Here is a 14596-nt window from a genome sequence, read left to right as displayed (position 1 = left end):
GATGGACATCGTGACCCAGACCCCCCTGAATCCCGGTGATTCGCCGTTGGTACGAGAGGCGCTCAGCTCAGTGGTTTCACGTGAAACATCCGCAACCCCGACGGCCGCCCAGACTCCCGACGGCGGGGATGGCACGTGGCCGCGCCCATCCAAGACCAGGGTGATCGCGGTGGCCAACCAGAAGGGCGGCGTGGGCAAGACCACCACCTCGGTGAACATCGCCGCCGCCCTCTCCATGCATGGCCAGCGTGTCCTCGTGGTGGACCTCGACCCTCAGGGCAACGCCTCCACCGCCTTGGCCACCGAGCACCGCGGCGACGTGCCTGACGTCTACCAGGTCCTCGTCGACGACCTCCCGATGGCGGACATCGTCAAGCAGGTCCCCGACATGCCGAACCTCTACTGCGCCCCCGCCACCATCGACCTGGCCGGCGCGGAGATCGAGCTGGTCTCGCTGGTGGCCCGGGAGGCCCGCCTCCGGCGCGCACTGGCGGCGTACGACGCGATCGACCTGGACTACATCGTGATCGACTGCCCGCCGTCGCTGGGCCTGCTGACGGTGAACGCGTTGGTGGCGGCCGACGAGGTCATGATCCCGATCCAGTGCGAGTACTACGCCCTGGAGGGCCTCGGACAGCTCCTCAGGAACGTCGACCTGATCCGCGCACACCTCAACCCGACGCTGAAGCTCTCGACCATCGTCCTGACGATGTACGACGGGCGGACCCGACTGGCCTCCCAGGTGGCGGACGAGGTCCGGTCGCACTTCGGCGACACGGTGCTCAACACGGTCATCCCGCGCAGCGTCCGCCTGTCGGAGGCGCCCAGCTACGGGCAGTCGGTGATGACGTACGACCCGGGCTCCAGCGGAGCGATGGCCTACATGGACGCGGCCCGCGAGATCGCCCACCGCGCCCCCGTCGCCTAACCCACCCCTCCCACCCCAAAACCACAAACCCACCCCCCGCCCGCCAAACCTTCATCCACCGGCCGCCCACACAGCTCTCTCGACGCCCACCTCCACACCACAGCGCCCCACGCCTCCGCCGTCCAGCCAACGCTCCCACTGCGGCGCCCACCTTTCGCCGCAGCGCCCACGTCCCCGTCGTGCAGCCATCCTTTGCGCCGCAGCGCCCACCGTCCCGCCACAGCGCCCAAGACGCCGCCATCCGCACGCATCCCTCACATCCACCCACCTGCCCGCAACTCAACCCAAGCGTGGTGTCCAAGGGCAGCGTGCGGTGGACGAAGGCGCCGCCAGCACGGCTGTCGTCAAACGTGGCGTCTGAGCGCATCGCCTGGTGCGCGAAGGCACCCATGATCCGCCGTTCCCGGCCACCTCGGCGTCCCGGACTATGGCGATGCGGCGAAGCTGTGGAGACTGGCACGCTGGCTGATCTGCCCAGGGCCAATGCTGCCCTGGCCGAGGCGGCGAGGGAGATGGGACGGCGGGACGGTGAGGCGGTGGGACGGTGAGGCGGCGCGGCGGTGAAGGCGGCGCGGCGGTGGGATGGCGAAGCGGTGAGGCGGTGGGAAGGCAAAGCGGCGGATCGGCGACGCAAAGGTGCAGCGAGGCGGCGAGGCGGGGGAGCAGTGGAGGCGGCGGGACGGTGAGGCGGCGCGGCGGTGGGAAGGCAAAGCGGCGGATCGGCGACGCAAAGGCGCAGCGAGGCGGCGAGGCGGGGGAGCAGTGGAGGCGGCGGGACGGTGAGGCGGCGCGGCGGTGGGAAGGCAAAGCGGCGGATCGGCGACGCAAAGGCGCAGCGAGGCGGCGAGGCGGGGGAGCAGTGGAGGCGGCGAGATGGTGCAGTCGCAGAGGCGTGAGGCAGCGTGAGGCAGCGAGAGAGGCAGTGAGAAGGTAGGCGGGTGGCAGGGAGGACGGCGGGTGGGCACTGCGGGGGAGCGGTGTTCAGACGTGGCGTCCGGCCCTTGGTCGTGGCATCTGGCCCTTGGTCGTGGTGTCGGATCGTGTGGTGGCGACGATCATCTCGAGCGCGAGATGGGCTCAAGTTCGTCGTTGGGTTGGTTTGTGATCGTGTCGGTGTAAATAGAACCGGGTGGTGTGTGGCGAGGGGGCACCCCGTCGCGCGCACGACGGTAACCTCTCCTGGAGTGACCGGAATCGGCCGGGTGGATGAGGAGACGCAGTGAGTCAGCAGCGGCGGGGATTGGGCAAGGGGCTCGGGGCGCTCATCCCGACCGGTCCCATCGGTGACGGAACGGGAACGGCGCCGGCCCCGTCGAACGGTTCAACGGGGGAGACCGGCCCGAGGCCGATCGCTGGCGCGTACTTCAAGGAGGTCGCGCTGGAGGCGATCGTCCCCAACCCGCGCCAGCCGCGTGAGATCTTCGACGGAGAACGTCTCGAGGAGTTGGCAGATTCCATCCGGGAGGTCGGTCTCCTGCAGCCGATCGTGGTCCGATCGGTCGGTGGTGGTCAGTACGAACTGATCATGGGGGAGCGGCGCTGGCGGGCGTGCCAGCAGGTCGGCTTGGATCCGGTCCCGGCGATCGTGCGCAACACCCAGGACGATGACCTCCTCCGCGACGCCCTCATCGAGAACCTTCAGCGCGAGCAACTGAACGCTCTTGAAGAGGCCGCCGCCTATCAGCAACTCCTCGACGACTTCCGGGCGACGCACGATCAGTTGGCGCAGAAGGTCGGCCGCTCCCGCTCCCACATCACCAACACCCTTCGCCTCCTGAACCTCCCGCCCGAGGTTCAGCAGAAGGTGGCCGCTCAGACCATCAGCGCCGGCCACGCTCGAGCCCTCCTCGGCCTCGGCAGTGCTGAGGAGCAGATTGAACTGACCAAGCGAATCGTGGCGGAGCTCCTCTCGGTCAGGGCGGTTGAGGAGATCGTCGCGATGGGCAGCGCCAAGGCCGCCAAGAAGCCGGCTCGCGAGCGCCAGGCGCCCAAGCCCACCGCTCCGGGTCTGACTCACCTCGCCGACCGCCTCTCGGACCACTTCGAGACCAAGGTGAAGGTGGATCTGGGGCGTCGCAAGGGACGCATTGTCGTTGAGTTCGCCACGATTGACGACCTTGAGCGAATCATCGGCACCATGGCACCGGAAGCTGTCCGCGCGATGCGAGAGTCCGAGGACTGACGCTGTTTCACGTGAAACCGTCACCGCCGGTTCATCGCTCCCAGCCACTGCTATCCGTGCGCGCGGACGCCGGAGCGGTGACACCGGGCGAATGACTACACGCCCGGTCCGGATTCGCTGTTTCACGTGAAACCGTCACTGCCAGCCCGTCGCCCCTGTCGCTGTCATCCTCTCGCGCGGCTGCTGCGGCGGTGCCGACCGACGAAAGGTTGAGGCGCCCGGTTGAATCCGCTGTTTCACGTGAAACGGCCGCGGCTAGTTCGTCGGGGCTGCTGTTTCAGTGAAATCGACGCCATGCCCTGCTTCGAGGGGGCCGATGTTTCACGTGAAACGAGGAGCTTGGGTGGCTGGGAGCTCGGGTCGGCGGGTCGGCTTATGGAACAACTCTTGAGATCGAGCGGGCCCTTGGGGGAGCGTTTCACGTGAAACATGGAGCTGGGTCGCGCTGTTGAGACGGTGGCGTGTTTCACGTGAAACAGGGGTCAGCGTGGTTCGCGACTACGCGGCGGCGGCCTTGCGGATGTCGTCGAGGAAGTCGTCCACGTTCTCCGGCGTCGTGTCGAAGGCGGTCATCCAGCGGACGATGCCGGCTTGCTCGTCCCAGTGGTGGAACAGGTAGCGTCCTCCGAGAATCTCCGCGACGGCGGGTGGGAGGACGGCGAAGACGGCGTTGGACTGGATCGGGAACGCCAAGGAAACGCCGGGCACGTCGGTCAGTCCGTCCGCCAGCCGGGCCGCCATCTTGTTGGCTTGAGAGGCGTTCTCGCGCCATAGGTCATCCGTCAGAAGCGCCGAAAGCTGAGCCGAGATGAAGCGCATCTTCGAGGCGAGTTGCAGCGACTGGCGGCGGAGGAACGGGACAGCGGGCGCGAGTGAGGAGTCGAGGACGACGACCGCCTCGGCCGCCAGGGCGCCGTTCTTGGTGCCGCCGAAGCTGAAGACGTCCACCCCGGCATCAGTCGTGATGGCCTTCAGATCGCAGTCGAGGAAGGCGGCGGCGTTGGCGAGTCTGGCGCCGTCCATGTGGAGTCGTAGACCTGACTCGTGTGCCGCCTCCGCCACGGCGGCGATCTCGGCGGGGGAGTAGCAGGTGCCGAGCTCCGTGACTTGGGAAATGGAGACCACCGTGGGTTGGGACTCGTGGGGGTTGCCGATCCCGCCCAGGCGGGACTTGATGTCTTCCGGGCGGAGCTTGCCGTCCTCGGTGGGGATCGTCATCAGCTTGACGCCGAGCAGGCGTTCCGAGGCTCCTGCTTCGTGTGTGGCGATGTGGGCGCTGTCGGCGCAGAGGATCGCGTCGTAGCGGCCGAGCATGAGGGCCAGCCCGACCATGTTGGCGCCCGCGCCGTTGAGCACCGCGAAGCCCTCGGCGCTCGCGCCGAACACTTCCTTGGCCTTGTCCGCGAAGGCGGAGGTCCAGCTGTCGTCGCCGTAGGCGGGCGCGTCTCCGTGGTTGGCTGAGGCGATGGCTTCGAGAATGGTCGGGTGAACGCCGGCGTGGTTGTCGCTGGCGAAGCTCTTGGGGTACATCGAATCGATCAGCACACGGTAAGGCTACTTATCTGCCCTCGGCAGGCCGGTGCTCGGGCGTCCATCGATCCACCCAGCCCCGTGGGCTGCGGATCCGGTGGGGTCGCCCTTCCGCGTGTTCTGTGGATGGGGCGGTGATGATGGTTGAGAGGTGTGCGCCGAACTCGATGCAGCAGGCGCTGGCGCGTACGCGTGCGCTCTTCCTCCGCATGAGTGGCTCAGCGTGGAAAGGTGGGGATGGGGTGGAGAAGCGCCGGGCGGCCGGGAGGGTGGGTCGCATCGCCCATGTGTGCGTGGTGCTCCACTCCGGCAAGCGAGCGCCGCCGCCGCCGCGGACTCTGTCAGGAGGAAACCGATCTGAGCCACGTGCTGTCTCAGGGATTCGGCAACCCTGTCGGAACCTGGCCGGCCCACCGAACCCACGGTGCTCTCGGGTGCTCACCTCTGAGTCGACCGTGGTGCTGGTCGCTCGTCTTCTAGGGCGGTCGTCTTCTGGGGCGGTCGTCTTCCGGGGGTCGTGTCCCGGGGGTCGTGTCCCGGGGGTCGTGTCCCGGGGGTCGTGTCCCGGGGGTCGTGTTCCAGGGGTCGTGTTCCAGGGTGGTCGTGTTCCGGGGTGGTCGTGTTCCGGGCGGACGTGCTGGCGGTTGCTCGTCTCTGGGTTGGCTGGTCGTGCTCTCGAAAGTCCGTCCTTGCATCGGCTGTGGTGTTAGTCATTCGTCTTCCGGAGATGGTCGTGGTGGCGGTTGCTCGCGTCCGCGTTGGCTTGCCGCCGGACGTCTGCTTTTGCGTCAGCTACGGTGCCGGCCGTTCGCGCTGGGGACGGCTGTGGTGGTTGCCCGTGTCCGGGTTGGCCGTGCTGTCGGACGTCCACCTGTGGGTCGGCTGTGGTGCTGACCGTTCGCTGTGGGACGGCGTGCTGGCGGAGTGCTTGAGTCCGGGCAGCGGGTCGCTTGTTGGCGACTCGGCGGCGGTGACGGCCGTTCGCTTTCGGGGCGGTCGCGCTGATGGCTGCTCGGCCTCGAAGTGGCTTGCCGTTAGGCGTTCGCTTCTGAGCCGGTTCTCGACGTCGGCATTCGAGAGGGCTGTGCTGCTGGGCGCGCGTCGGCTCGAGTTGGCTTGCTGTTGGCGTTTGCTTCTGAGCCGGTGTTCGACGTCGGCATTCGAGAGGGCTGTGCTGCTGGGCGCGCGTCGGCTCGAGTTGGCTTGCTGTTGGGCGTTTGCTTCTGAGCTGGTCTTCGACGTCGGCTTTCGGGAGGGCCGTGCCGCTGGCCGCGCAGGCTTGAGTGGATTTCCGAGTTGACCGCGCTCGTGGTGGATGGGAGCGGGTGGCCTGTGGCGTGCAGGCGCGGGTGGGAGGGCGCGCCTGGGAGTCCGGGCAGGCGCGCGTTGACGAGTCGGCTGTGGAGGAGGCGGCAGGAGTGGTAGGTCAGGTGTGGGCGCGGGTGGCGGCGTTTTGGAGGAGGGTGCGGCAGAGGTCGCCCAGGTCTTGGCCCGCGGCTTCGGCGGCCATCGGGAGCAGCGAGGTCTCCGTCATTCCTGGGGCCACGTTGACCTCCAGGAAGTGCGGGATGCCGTCGGCGTCGACGATCAGGTCCGTACGGGAGATGTCGCGGAGGCCGAGGGCCGTGTGGGCGGTCACCGCCGTCTCGGCGCACGCCGCGGCCGCCTGGGCGGAGAGACGGGCAGGGGCGAAGAACTCGGTGTGTCCGGCCGTGTAGCGCGCCGCATAGTCGTAGACGCCCTCGTCCGGGACGATCTCCACTGCCGGCAGAGCCTCCGGGCCGTTGCCGAGGTCCACGACGGAGACCGCCACCTCCACGCCCTCCACGTACCGCTCGATCAGCGCCGTGTCGCCATACGCGAAGCAGCCGACCATGGCGGCGGGGAGTTCCTCCGCCGTGCGGACGATCGAGGCGCCCAGCGCCGAGCCGCCTCGGGCGGGCTTGACGAAGAGAGGCAGGCCGAGGCGCTCGATGATGCGCCCCAGCACCACCGTGGCGCCGAGGTCGTGGAACGTCTCCTTCGGCAGCGTGACGGACTGCGGCGTCTGCAGACCGACCGAGCGCACGACGGCCTTGGCCGTGGGCTTGTCGAAGGCCACTCGGCACGCGTCGGGGTCGGCGCCCACGTACGGGACGTTGAGAAGCTCGAGGACAGAACGGATCGCGCCGTCCTCGCCCGCGCCGCCATGGAGGGTCACGAAGACCGCGTCCGGCGGGTCCGCGAGGATGGAGGGCACGAGGGACGCGTCGGTGTCGCGGGCCTCCACGTCGATGCCCGCCGCACGCAGCACCTCGCTGACTCGGCGACCGGAGCGCAGGGACACCTCTCGCTCATAGGAGAGACCTCCGGCCAGCACGAGCACGTGGCCCAGATCGCTCATCACATCTCCTCCGCTGATCGCACGCGCCGCTGTCCAACCGTACCGCCAAGCTGCCGAGGGCTGGCACGCCACCAGTGCCTGGCGCGCCTGACCGATGCCTGGTCTTTTGCGACGCTCGGCTGATGCCTGCTCCTCCGGCGCCGGAAGGGGAGAGGGCCTGAGGAGGGCCCGAGGCTGGCGATCGGTTTCAGGTGCTTAGGGAACGGGGGTGGTGGCGGTGCCTGAAGGAAGTGCAGGGGAAACGGCGGCATCTGGGGCGCTGCTTATGGGGCAGGTCGCTGGCGGGTTCTGGGAGGCAGGCGGGGATGGGCTGTGGGAGGGGCAGGCTGGGGTGGGTCTGGGAGGCCAGGCTGAGGTTGTGGTTCGCGGGTGGGCGTGAGATGACGCTGATGGCGACGCGGGGCCCGGGCCGGGGAGAGTGAAGGTGAACCGCCAAAGGGCGTCGGTGGGTCTGTCGCGGCGCTCGTGGGTCGAAGGGAGCTGCGCCCGGAGAGTGCGGAGGGTGCGGCAGGGGGCGTCTGGGCCTGGGGGCGAGCGGGCGGGCCGAGGGGGATGGATAGGCGGGGAAAGGTGAGTCCGGCGAGCGCGCTCGGTGGGGCAGGGGAGAGGCCGATCCGAAGGGCGGGCTGGGTGGGGCAGGGAAGGCCGATCCGAAGGGCGGGCTCGCTGGGGTAAGAGAGGGCGAGTCCGGCGAGCGCGCTCGGTGGGGTAGGGGAGGGCCGATCCGAAGGGCGGGCTCGGTGGGGCAAGGAAGGCCGATCCGGAGAGGGGGATCGGGTGGGGTGGTGGGGCCGGCGGGTGGTGCCGGCCCCACTTGAGGACGGTGGTCAGGCCAGGTCGGGGCCGGGGGTGTCGACGCCCTGGTGGTCGCGGGCCGAGCTGGTGCCGAACGTGTCCCTCAGCTGCATCTCCTGATCGATCACGCCGGCCAGCCGCCGCACGCCCTCCCGGATCCGGTCCGGCTCGGGGAAGCAGTACGAGAGCCGCATGTGCCGCGCCCCGCTCCCGTCCGAGAAGAACCCGGTCCCCGGTACGAACGCCACCCGCTCGGCCACCGCCCGCGGCAGGATGGCCTTCGAGTCGAGCCCCTCGGGAAGGGTCGCCCACACGAAGAAGCCGCCCGCGGGTCTGGTCCAGGTGACCTCGGGCGGCATCAGGGCTTCGAGCGCGTCCAGGAGCGCGTCGCGGCGCTCGCGGTAGAGCTCCCTGAACGTTTTGATCTGTTCCCGCCATGGCTGCGTGGCGAGGTATTGGCCCACGGCGAGCTGGGTGAACGAGGAGTGCGACAGCACGGCCGACTCCATGGCCAGCACGAGTTTGTCGCGGATGGCGTGCGGGGCCAGTGCCCAGCCGACGCGGAAGCCGGGGGCGAGCGTCTTGGAGAACGACCCCAGGTAGACCACGCCGTCGGGGTTGTCGGCCCGCAGGGCGCGCATGGGCTCCCCGTCGAAGCCGAGCAGCCCGTACGGGTTGTCCTCGATGATCAGCACCCCGGCCCGCTGGCAGATGTCGAGCACCTGCTGCCGCCGGGCGATGTTCAGGGTGACGCCGCCCGGATTGTGGAAGGTCGGGATCGTGTAGAGGAACTTGATGGGCGCCCCGGCCGTCTCCAGCGCGTAGATGGTCTGGGCGAGGGATTCGGGCACGATGCCCTGATCGTCCATGGCGATGTGGACGACCTTGGCCTGATAGGCGGCGAATGTACCCAGCGCCCCCACGTACGAGGGTCCCTCGGCGAGCACCACGTCGCCCGGGTCGATGAAGATCCGGGTGATCAGGTCGAGGGCCTGTTGCGAACCGACGGTGACGACCACGTCGTCCGCCCCGGCGTGGATCCCCTCCAGCCGCATGACGTCGCAGATCTGCTCACGCAGGTGCGGGTCGCCCTGGCCGGAACCGTACTGGAGCGCGACGGGGCCGCGCTTGGTGACGAGGTCGGAGACCAGCTCGCCGACCATGTCGAGGGGAAGAGCCGTGACGTACGGCATGCCGCCCGCGAGCGAGACCACCTCGGGCCTCGACGCGACGGCGAAAAGAGCTCGGATCTCGGAGGCGACCATCCCGGTAGCTCGCGCGGCGTACCGATCGACGTAAGCGTCGATGCGCGACCCTTGGGTCGCGGGTGCCTGACCGTGATCCAGCTCTCCTGTCACGGCCCACCTCCTAGGTGTCATATCGGACTGAAATACCAGATTACGCTAACCGGACATGTCGCCCGTGACGGGCTCGACCGTCGTGGTGTCCGCTGGCGGTATCTTCACTGGGCTACGATGCCACCTGTGGACGCGGTTTTCGCGCGCTTTTCCGGGTCAACGACAGGGGGCCGTAGTTGTCGCGCCGGCTGGTCAACATAACCCTGGACAATCTCGAAGATCTGCCTCATCGCTGCAGGCGATGCGTGTTCTGGGAGCTTGACCCCATGAGCGGGGAGCGGGCGGTCCGGTCGGGGGATCCGGGGCTGGAGAAGGAGGCCTGGATCTCCGGCACACTGCTCGAGTGGGGCAGTTGCGGGAAAATCGTCTACGTCGACGGGGTGCCTGCCGGGTTCGCGCTCTACAGCCCACCGCTCTACAGCCCCCGGTCGGTGGCCTTCCCCACCTCGCCGGTCAGCGCCGACGCCGTGCTGCTGATGACCGCGCACATCATTCCGGAGTTCTCGGGTGGCGGACTGGGGCGGATGCTGATCCAGGGCGTCGCCAAAGACCTGACCAGGCGCGGCGTGAAAGCCATTGAAGCTTTTGGCGACCTCAAGTGGGAAGAGCCTAGTTGCGTAGTTCCGGCGGAATACTTCCTTTCTGTTGGTTTTAAGACGGTTCGTCCGCATTTGCGTTTTCCGCGGCTCCGGCTGGAGCTCAAGACCGCCGTCTCGTGGCGTGAGGACGTCGAGGTGGCTTTGGAGCGGCTCCTGGGCTCCATGAGTCCGGAACGGGCGCTACGTCCCGTCTGACGACCGCACAGGGCCGTACAAGCGGCTACACCGGGGGCCGTACGAGCCGCCGAGCCGTACAAGACACGGGGCCGTACGCGAAAGCCCCCCGCCAGAGGCGGGGGGCCGGGCGCGCGCCGCGGGAGGGCGGGCTAGATGATGCCGTCGAGCTCGCGCAGCAGCATGGCCTTCGGCTTGGCGCCGATGATCTGCTTCACGACCTCGCCGTTCTTGTAGACGTTCATCGTGGGGATCTGGAGCACACCGTACTGGCGCGGAACGCCGGGGTTCTCGTCAATGTTGAGCTTGACGATCTCCAGCTTGTCGCCGTGCTCCTTGGCGATCTCCTCCAGGATGGGGGCCACCTGACGGCACGGCCCGCACCACTCGGCCCAGAAATCGACCAGCACGGCCTTGTCGCTCTTGAGGACGTCGGCTTCGAAAGAGGCGTCGGTGACAGCCTTCACGGTGCGCTCCTTACTCACTTCTCGTTGTTCGCCAGCCAGCGCTCGGAGTCGAGCGAGGCCGAGCAGCCGGTGCCGGCAGCGGTGATGGCCTGACGGTAGGTGTGGTCGACAACGTCTCCCGCGGCGAACACACCGTCGATGTTGGTCGCCGTGGACGGCGAGGCCACCTTGATGTAGCCGTCCGCGTCGAGGTCGATCTGCCCCTTGACCAGATCGGTGCGCGGGTCGTGCCCGATCGCGATGAACAACGCGTCGGTGGCCAGCTCGCATTCCTCGCCGGTCTTGACGTTACGCAGCCGCACGGCCTCGACGTGGGTGTCGCCGAGCACGTCGACGACCTCGGAGTCCCAGACGAAACGGATCTTGTCGTTGGCGAGCGCCCGCTCCTGCATGATCTTGCTGGCGCGCAGCTCGTCGCGGCGGTGCACCACCGTCACCATGCGGCCGAACCTCGTGAGGAACGTGGCCTCCTCCATCGCCGTGTCGCCGCCGCCGACGACCACGATGTCCTTGTTGCGGAAGAAGAAGCCGTCACACGTCGCACACCAGGACACGCCATGCCCGGACAGGCGCTTCTCGTTCTCCAGGCCGAGCTCGCGGTAGCCGGAGCCCATCGCCAGGATGACCGACTTGGCGTAGTAGGTGTCGGTGTGGGTCTTGACGACCTTGGGGTTCGCCTCCAGGTCCACCTCGACCACGTCGTCGGCGACCAGCTCGGCGCCGAACCGCTCGGCCTGCTTGCGCAGGTTGTCCATGAGGTCGGGGCCCATGATGCCGTCGGGGAAACCCGGGAAGTTCTCCACGTCGGTGGTGTTCATGAGGGCGCCGCCGGCTGTCACGGAGCCCTCGAAGACCAGCGGCTTGAGCTCGGCGCGCGCGGAGTAGACGGCCGCGGTGTAGCCAGCTGGGCCGGATCCAATAATGATCACGTTACGAACGTCGCTCAACGCTCCACGCCTTCCTCGTCTGCTGTTGCACCGGCGTCAACAGATCCTAGGCCGCCCTGATTCCCTGCCCTACACACAACGCTGGCACAAAGCGAAAGAGCCCGCCGAGGCGGGCTCTGACACGTATGTCCTTTACCAGCGGCCCAGTGTGGGCTTACGCAGGTTTTTGCAGTTGAACGGGTCGACGATGTCGATGCGCAGCCGCTGGCTGGCCTTGTCCTTCCACGAGGCCACGATGAGCGCCTCCTGGCCGTTGTACTGGCCCTGGTCGACCTGGTACGCCGGCAGCCTGGAGCGGCTCGAGACCCGCTTCACGCACTTGTCGACCTTGCCGTCGTCGTCGGAGCCGCCACCCACCATGCGCTGGAAGCCGAACATGCCTTCGAGCGGCTGTCGCAGGTCCTGGTCGCTGTAGTTGTGGCCGCTGTCGGTCAGTCCGTAGGACCTGGCCATCGTGGGGACCTTGGCCGGGGTCGAGGGGACCACGGAGGTCTTGGTCACGCCGTCGGCCACCACGTCGATGCTGCCGCCCCGGCCTCCGCCGCTCGCGAGCAGGCCGGTGGAGGCCACCGCCGTGCCCACCACGGCGACCGCCGCCGCGGCCGCGATCGCGGGCATCGCCCATCGGCGTCTGCGAGAGGCTCTGGCCGGGACGATCGTGCCGTCGTCGGAGACGACGCCCAGCCGCACCGGCTCGGGGACGGCCTCAGCGGCCACCTCGACCGGTCGTTCCCACGGGGCGTCCCGCATGAGCTCGTCCCAGTCGGGCGCCTCCACGAGGCCGATGCCTCCCCGCCGGGACTCCGCCTCGGCGGCCAGGGCCTTGTCGATGCGCAGTGCGACGCCCATCGGCATGGCCGGTGTGGGGGTCGCCGCGAGCACCTCGCGAACCGCCGCCAGGTCTGCCAGTAGCTCCCCGCATGGGTCACAGACCGCGAGATGCTCGCGGACCCGGCGCGCCGTGTCGACGTCTAGGAGACCCTCGGCCAGCTCGGCCAGGATTTCCAGATCGTAGTGCGTATCACCCGTCACGAAGTTCTGCTCCCTTCGCGGATGAGACGCGATTGAGGTCCGATCGGTTCCGCAGATGGGAAAGAATTGGGGCAAGTTTCGCGCGCCCTCGAGCGCAGCGGCTCTTGACCGTGCCGCTCGGCACTTGGAGCACCTGAGCTGCGTCTTCGACCGAATAACCCATCATGTCGACGAGGACGAGAGCCGCCCGCTGGTCGCTGGGCAGGAGTTTCAATGCGGCCGAAACCTCCATGGAGACTTCGCGTTCGACGGTCTGGTCGGGCAGGGGGGTCTCGCGTTCAGCGGCCTCGATCAGCTCGTCGTCGGCGACGGGCCGGACCGATTTGCGGCGCATCCTGTCGAGGCAGGCGTTGACCACGATCCGGTGGAGCCAGGTCGTGACGGCCGCTTCGCCGCGAAACGTGGCGGCCTTGCGATATGCGGAGACGAAGGCATCCTGCACGGCGTCGGCGGCCTCGTCGGGGTCACCGAGCGTACGCAGGGCGACCGCCCACATGCGGTCGCGGTGCCGTTTGACGATTTCGCTGAAGGCGTGAGGATCCCCGTTGATGTGCGCGGTCAGCAGCTCGGCGTCAGTTACCGCCGGCCGCTCCGCTGCTGAGGGTGTCTCGGGTGGGGAGTTCACAAGAGAGATTCCTGGTTATGCCGATCCGGGAGAGTGCACCACTACTTCATAGATGGTGCCATGAAACTCGCCCCCATCCATCGGAACCCGGGTAAACCAGATCAAAACGTACTGTCCAGTTGCCGGCTGATCAGGGGTAAGAGTGGTCTTACCTGCGGCGTTCTTCTCGGTCGCCACCGTCTTCAGTGACGACAGATCGGGCGAGTCGCCCACCTTGAGCTCGACGCTCGCGCCCGGGGCATCGGACAGCGTAGCGACCACGTCGCTGATCTGCATGGACTTGCCCATGTCGAGCAGCAGGCCCACGCCCTTCTTGAGATTGCCCAGATCGGCGCTGGTGTAGCGCTCCGTCTTCCACAAGGTGCTGGGCTTGCCGTCGATGGCGAGGTCGGCCATCTCGGGCTTCTCGCTGTTGTCGCCGAGCGGGTCGAAGCCCTGGGCCTTCTTCGGCTTGACGGTCTGGGCCTCGGCCGAGGCGGAGGTGGAGGCGCTGGGGCTGGAGCCCGACGCCTCAGGCTTGGTCGGGCTGCCCAGGCTGCGGCCGATCGTCCAGGCGCCGACGCCGACGGCCGCGATGACGAGCAGCACGACCAGCGTCATCAGCACGCGGTTGAGCGTGCTGCCGCCGCCCGAGGGACGGCGTGGCGGCGGGGGCGGGCTCGGCGGGACGGTGAGCTGCTGGCGGTGGACGAGGTCCAGGCCCTCGGTGTGGGAGGCGGAGGCCACCGCGGGGGTCGAGGGGTAGGAGATCGGGATCGGCATGGGCCTGGCCACGCCGGACAGCGCCTCGGCCATGTCGGCCGGGCTGGCCAGCGCGCCCGTGCCCTTGCGGGACTCGGGCAGGCACGCGCGCACGGTCACCGTGTCGAGGTAGCTCGGCACGCCGGCGGTGACCTGCCGGGGCGTGCAGAAGTGGCCGTCGGTCATGGGGGCCGCGGGCAGGCCGCCCTCTTCCTCGTCGCCCGGCCAGTGGCCGGTCAGCCCGGCGTACAGCAGCCGGCCCAGCCCCTCGGCGTCGTCGAGCGCCGGCTGGTCGGTGGTGAGCCCGGACAGGGCCGCGTCGACGGCCACCCCGAGCACCTTGACCGTGTTGCCCGTCGTCCACACCAGGTGGGAGGGGCGCAGGCACAGGTGGTAGAGCTGCGCCTCGTGGGCGTGCGCGAGCGCCTCGGCGGCCTCGGCCACCAGGCCCGCCGCGCGCTCGGGCTCCAGCGGGCCGGAGGCGAGCAGGTCGGTCAGCGACTCGCCGGTGACCCACTCGCTGACGACGTAGGCGGCCTTCTCGTCCTCCGCTGCGTCGAACACCTGCGTCAGACGCGGGTCGGTCAGCCTGCTCGCGGCGCGGGCGGCCGTGACCACCTCGTGGACGCGGGGGAAGTCGGGCGCGAAGGTGTGGACGGCCACGGGACGCGCGAGGATCTCATCGATGGCCTTCCAGAGCGTGGCTCCGTCGGACTCGCTGACGCGGTCCTCGAGCCTGAAGCGCTCGGCCAGACGGGTGCCGGGTTCGACGGCCGACGTGCTCACAGGTTCACTCCGCTTGGCCGATCGGGCGTGTTCATGACTCGACTCACCT

General features: G+C 68.6%; 11 protein-coding genes. 3 read left to right on the top strand and 8 right to left on the bottom strand.

The features are described from left to right. Position 1: 1 nt before the first annotated feature. Complete coding sequence (locus H4W80_RS35320; protein ID WP_225963835.1) at positions 2-928, top strand: ParA family protein; 927 nt, start codon at positions 2-4, stop codon at positions 926-928. 1219 nt (positions 929-2147) lie between these two features. Next, complete coding sequence (locus tag H4W80_RS35315; RefSeq protein WP_192789029.1) at positions 2148-3110, top strand: ParB/RepB/Spo0J family partition protein; 963 nt, start codon at positions 2148-2150, stop codon at positions 3108-3110. A gap of 498 nt (positions 3111-3608) precedes the next feature. Here H4W80_RS35315 and H4W80_RS35310 read toward each other — a convergent pair whose 3' ends face one another. From H4W80_RS35310 to H4W80_RS35300, 3 genes are all read right to left on the bottom strand, one after another. Next, positions 3609-4655, bottom strand: a complete 1047-nt coding sequence (locus tag H4W80_RS35310; protein WP_318787208.1) for a threonine aldolase family protein — start codon at positions 4653-4655, stop codon at positions 3609-3611. Between the two features lie 1411 nt (positions 4656-6066). Continuing rightward, positions 6067-7023, bottom strand: coding sequence for a D-alanine--D-alanine ligase family protein (locus H4W80_RS35305; RefSeq protein ID WP_185069563.1), 957 nt, complete (start codon positions 7021-7023; stop codon positions 6067-6069). A gap of 827 nt (positions 7024-7850) precedes the next feature. Beyond that, entirely contained in the window at positions 7851-9197 is a 1347-nt protein-coding gene (locus tag H4W80_RS35300; protein ID WP_192789028.1) for an aminotransferase-like domain-containing protein, read from the bottom strand. Positions 9198-9352: 155 nt separating this feature from the next. Between H4W80_RS35300 and H4W80_RS35295 the strand changes: the two genes are divergently transcribed. Beyond that, positions 9353-9970, top strand: coding sequence for a GNAT family N-acetyltransferase (locus H4W80_RS35295; RefSeq protein WP_192789027.1), 618 nt, complete (start codon positions 9353-9355; stop codon positions 9968-9970). Positions 9971-10101: 131 nt separating this feature from the next. On the opposite strand, the gene trxA is transcribed toward H4W80_RS35295, so the two are convergent. From trxA to H4W80_RS35270, 5 genes are all read right to left on the bottom strand, one after another. Further along, on the bottom strand, positions 10102-10416 hold the full coding sequence (trxA, locus tag H4W80_RS35290; protein ID WP_192789026.1) for a thioredoxin: 315 nt from the start codon (positions 10414-10416) through the stop codon (positions 10102-10104). Positions 10417-10430: 14 nt separating this feature from the next. Continuing rightward, positions 10431-11363 carry a thioredoxin-disulfide reductase gene (trxB, locus tag H4W80_RS35285; protein WP_192789025.1) on the bottom strand — a complete coding sequence of 311 codons (933 nt, stop codon included), beginning with the start codon at positions 11361-11363 and terminating at the stop codon, positions 10431-10433. Between the two features lie 132 nt (positions 11364-11495). Further along, the gene (locus tag H4W80_RS35280) at positions 11496-12395 is read right to left on the bottom strand and encodes an anti-sigma factor family protein (protein ID WP_192789024.1); all 900 of its coding nucleotides are present in this window, start codon (positions 12393-12395) and stop codon (positions 11496-11498) included. Then, a complete protein-coding gene (gene sigM / locus H4W80_RS35275; RefSeq protein WP_185069557.1) occupies positions 12385-13020 on the bottom strand; it encodes an RNA polymerase sigma factor SigM in 636 nt (211 codons plus the stop codon). Before sigM ends, H4W80_RS35280 begins: the two co-directional genes overlap by 11 nt. 15 nt (positions 13021-13035) lie before the next feature. After that, positions 13036-14547, bottom strand: coding sequence for a protein kinase family protein (locus H4W80_RS35270; RefSeq protein ID WP_192789023.1), 1512 nt, complete (start codon positions 14545-14547; stop codon positions 13036-13038). Positions 14548-14596: the final 49 nt, after the last annotated feature.

Origin of the sequence: Nonomuraea angiospora, assembly GCF_014873145.1 — a bacterium.
GTDB lineage: Bacteria > Actinomycetota > Actinomycetes > Streptosporangiales > Streptosporangiaceae > Nonomuraea > Nonomuraea angiospora.
This window is presented reverse-complemented; position numbering and strand designations above follow the sequence as displayed.

What these genes read in the sequence shown, in the direction of transcription:
- H4W80_RS35320 (WP_225963835.1), top strand. Translation starts at nt 2, where the DNA reads ATGGACATCGTGACCCAGACCCCCCTGAATCCCGGTGATTCGCCGTTG.
- H4W80_RS35305 (WP_185069563.1), bottom strand. Translation starts at nt 7,023, where the DNA reads ATGAGCGATCTGGGCCACGTGCTCGTGCTGGCCGGAGGTCTCTCCTAT.
- H4W80_RS35300 (WP_192789028.1), bottom strand. Translation starts at nt 9,197, where the DNA reads ATGACACCTAGGAGGTGGGCCGTGACAGGAGAGCTGGATCACGGTCAG.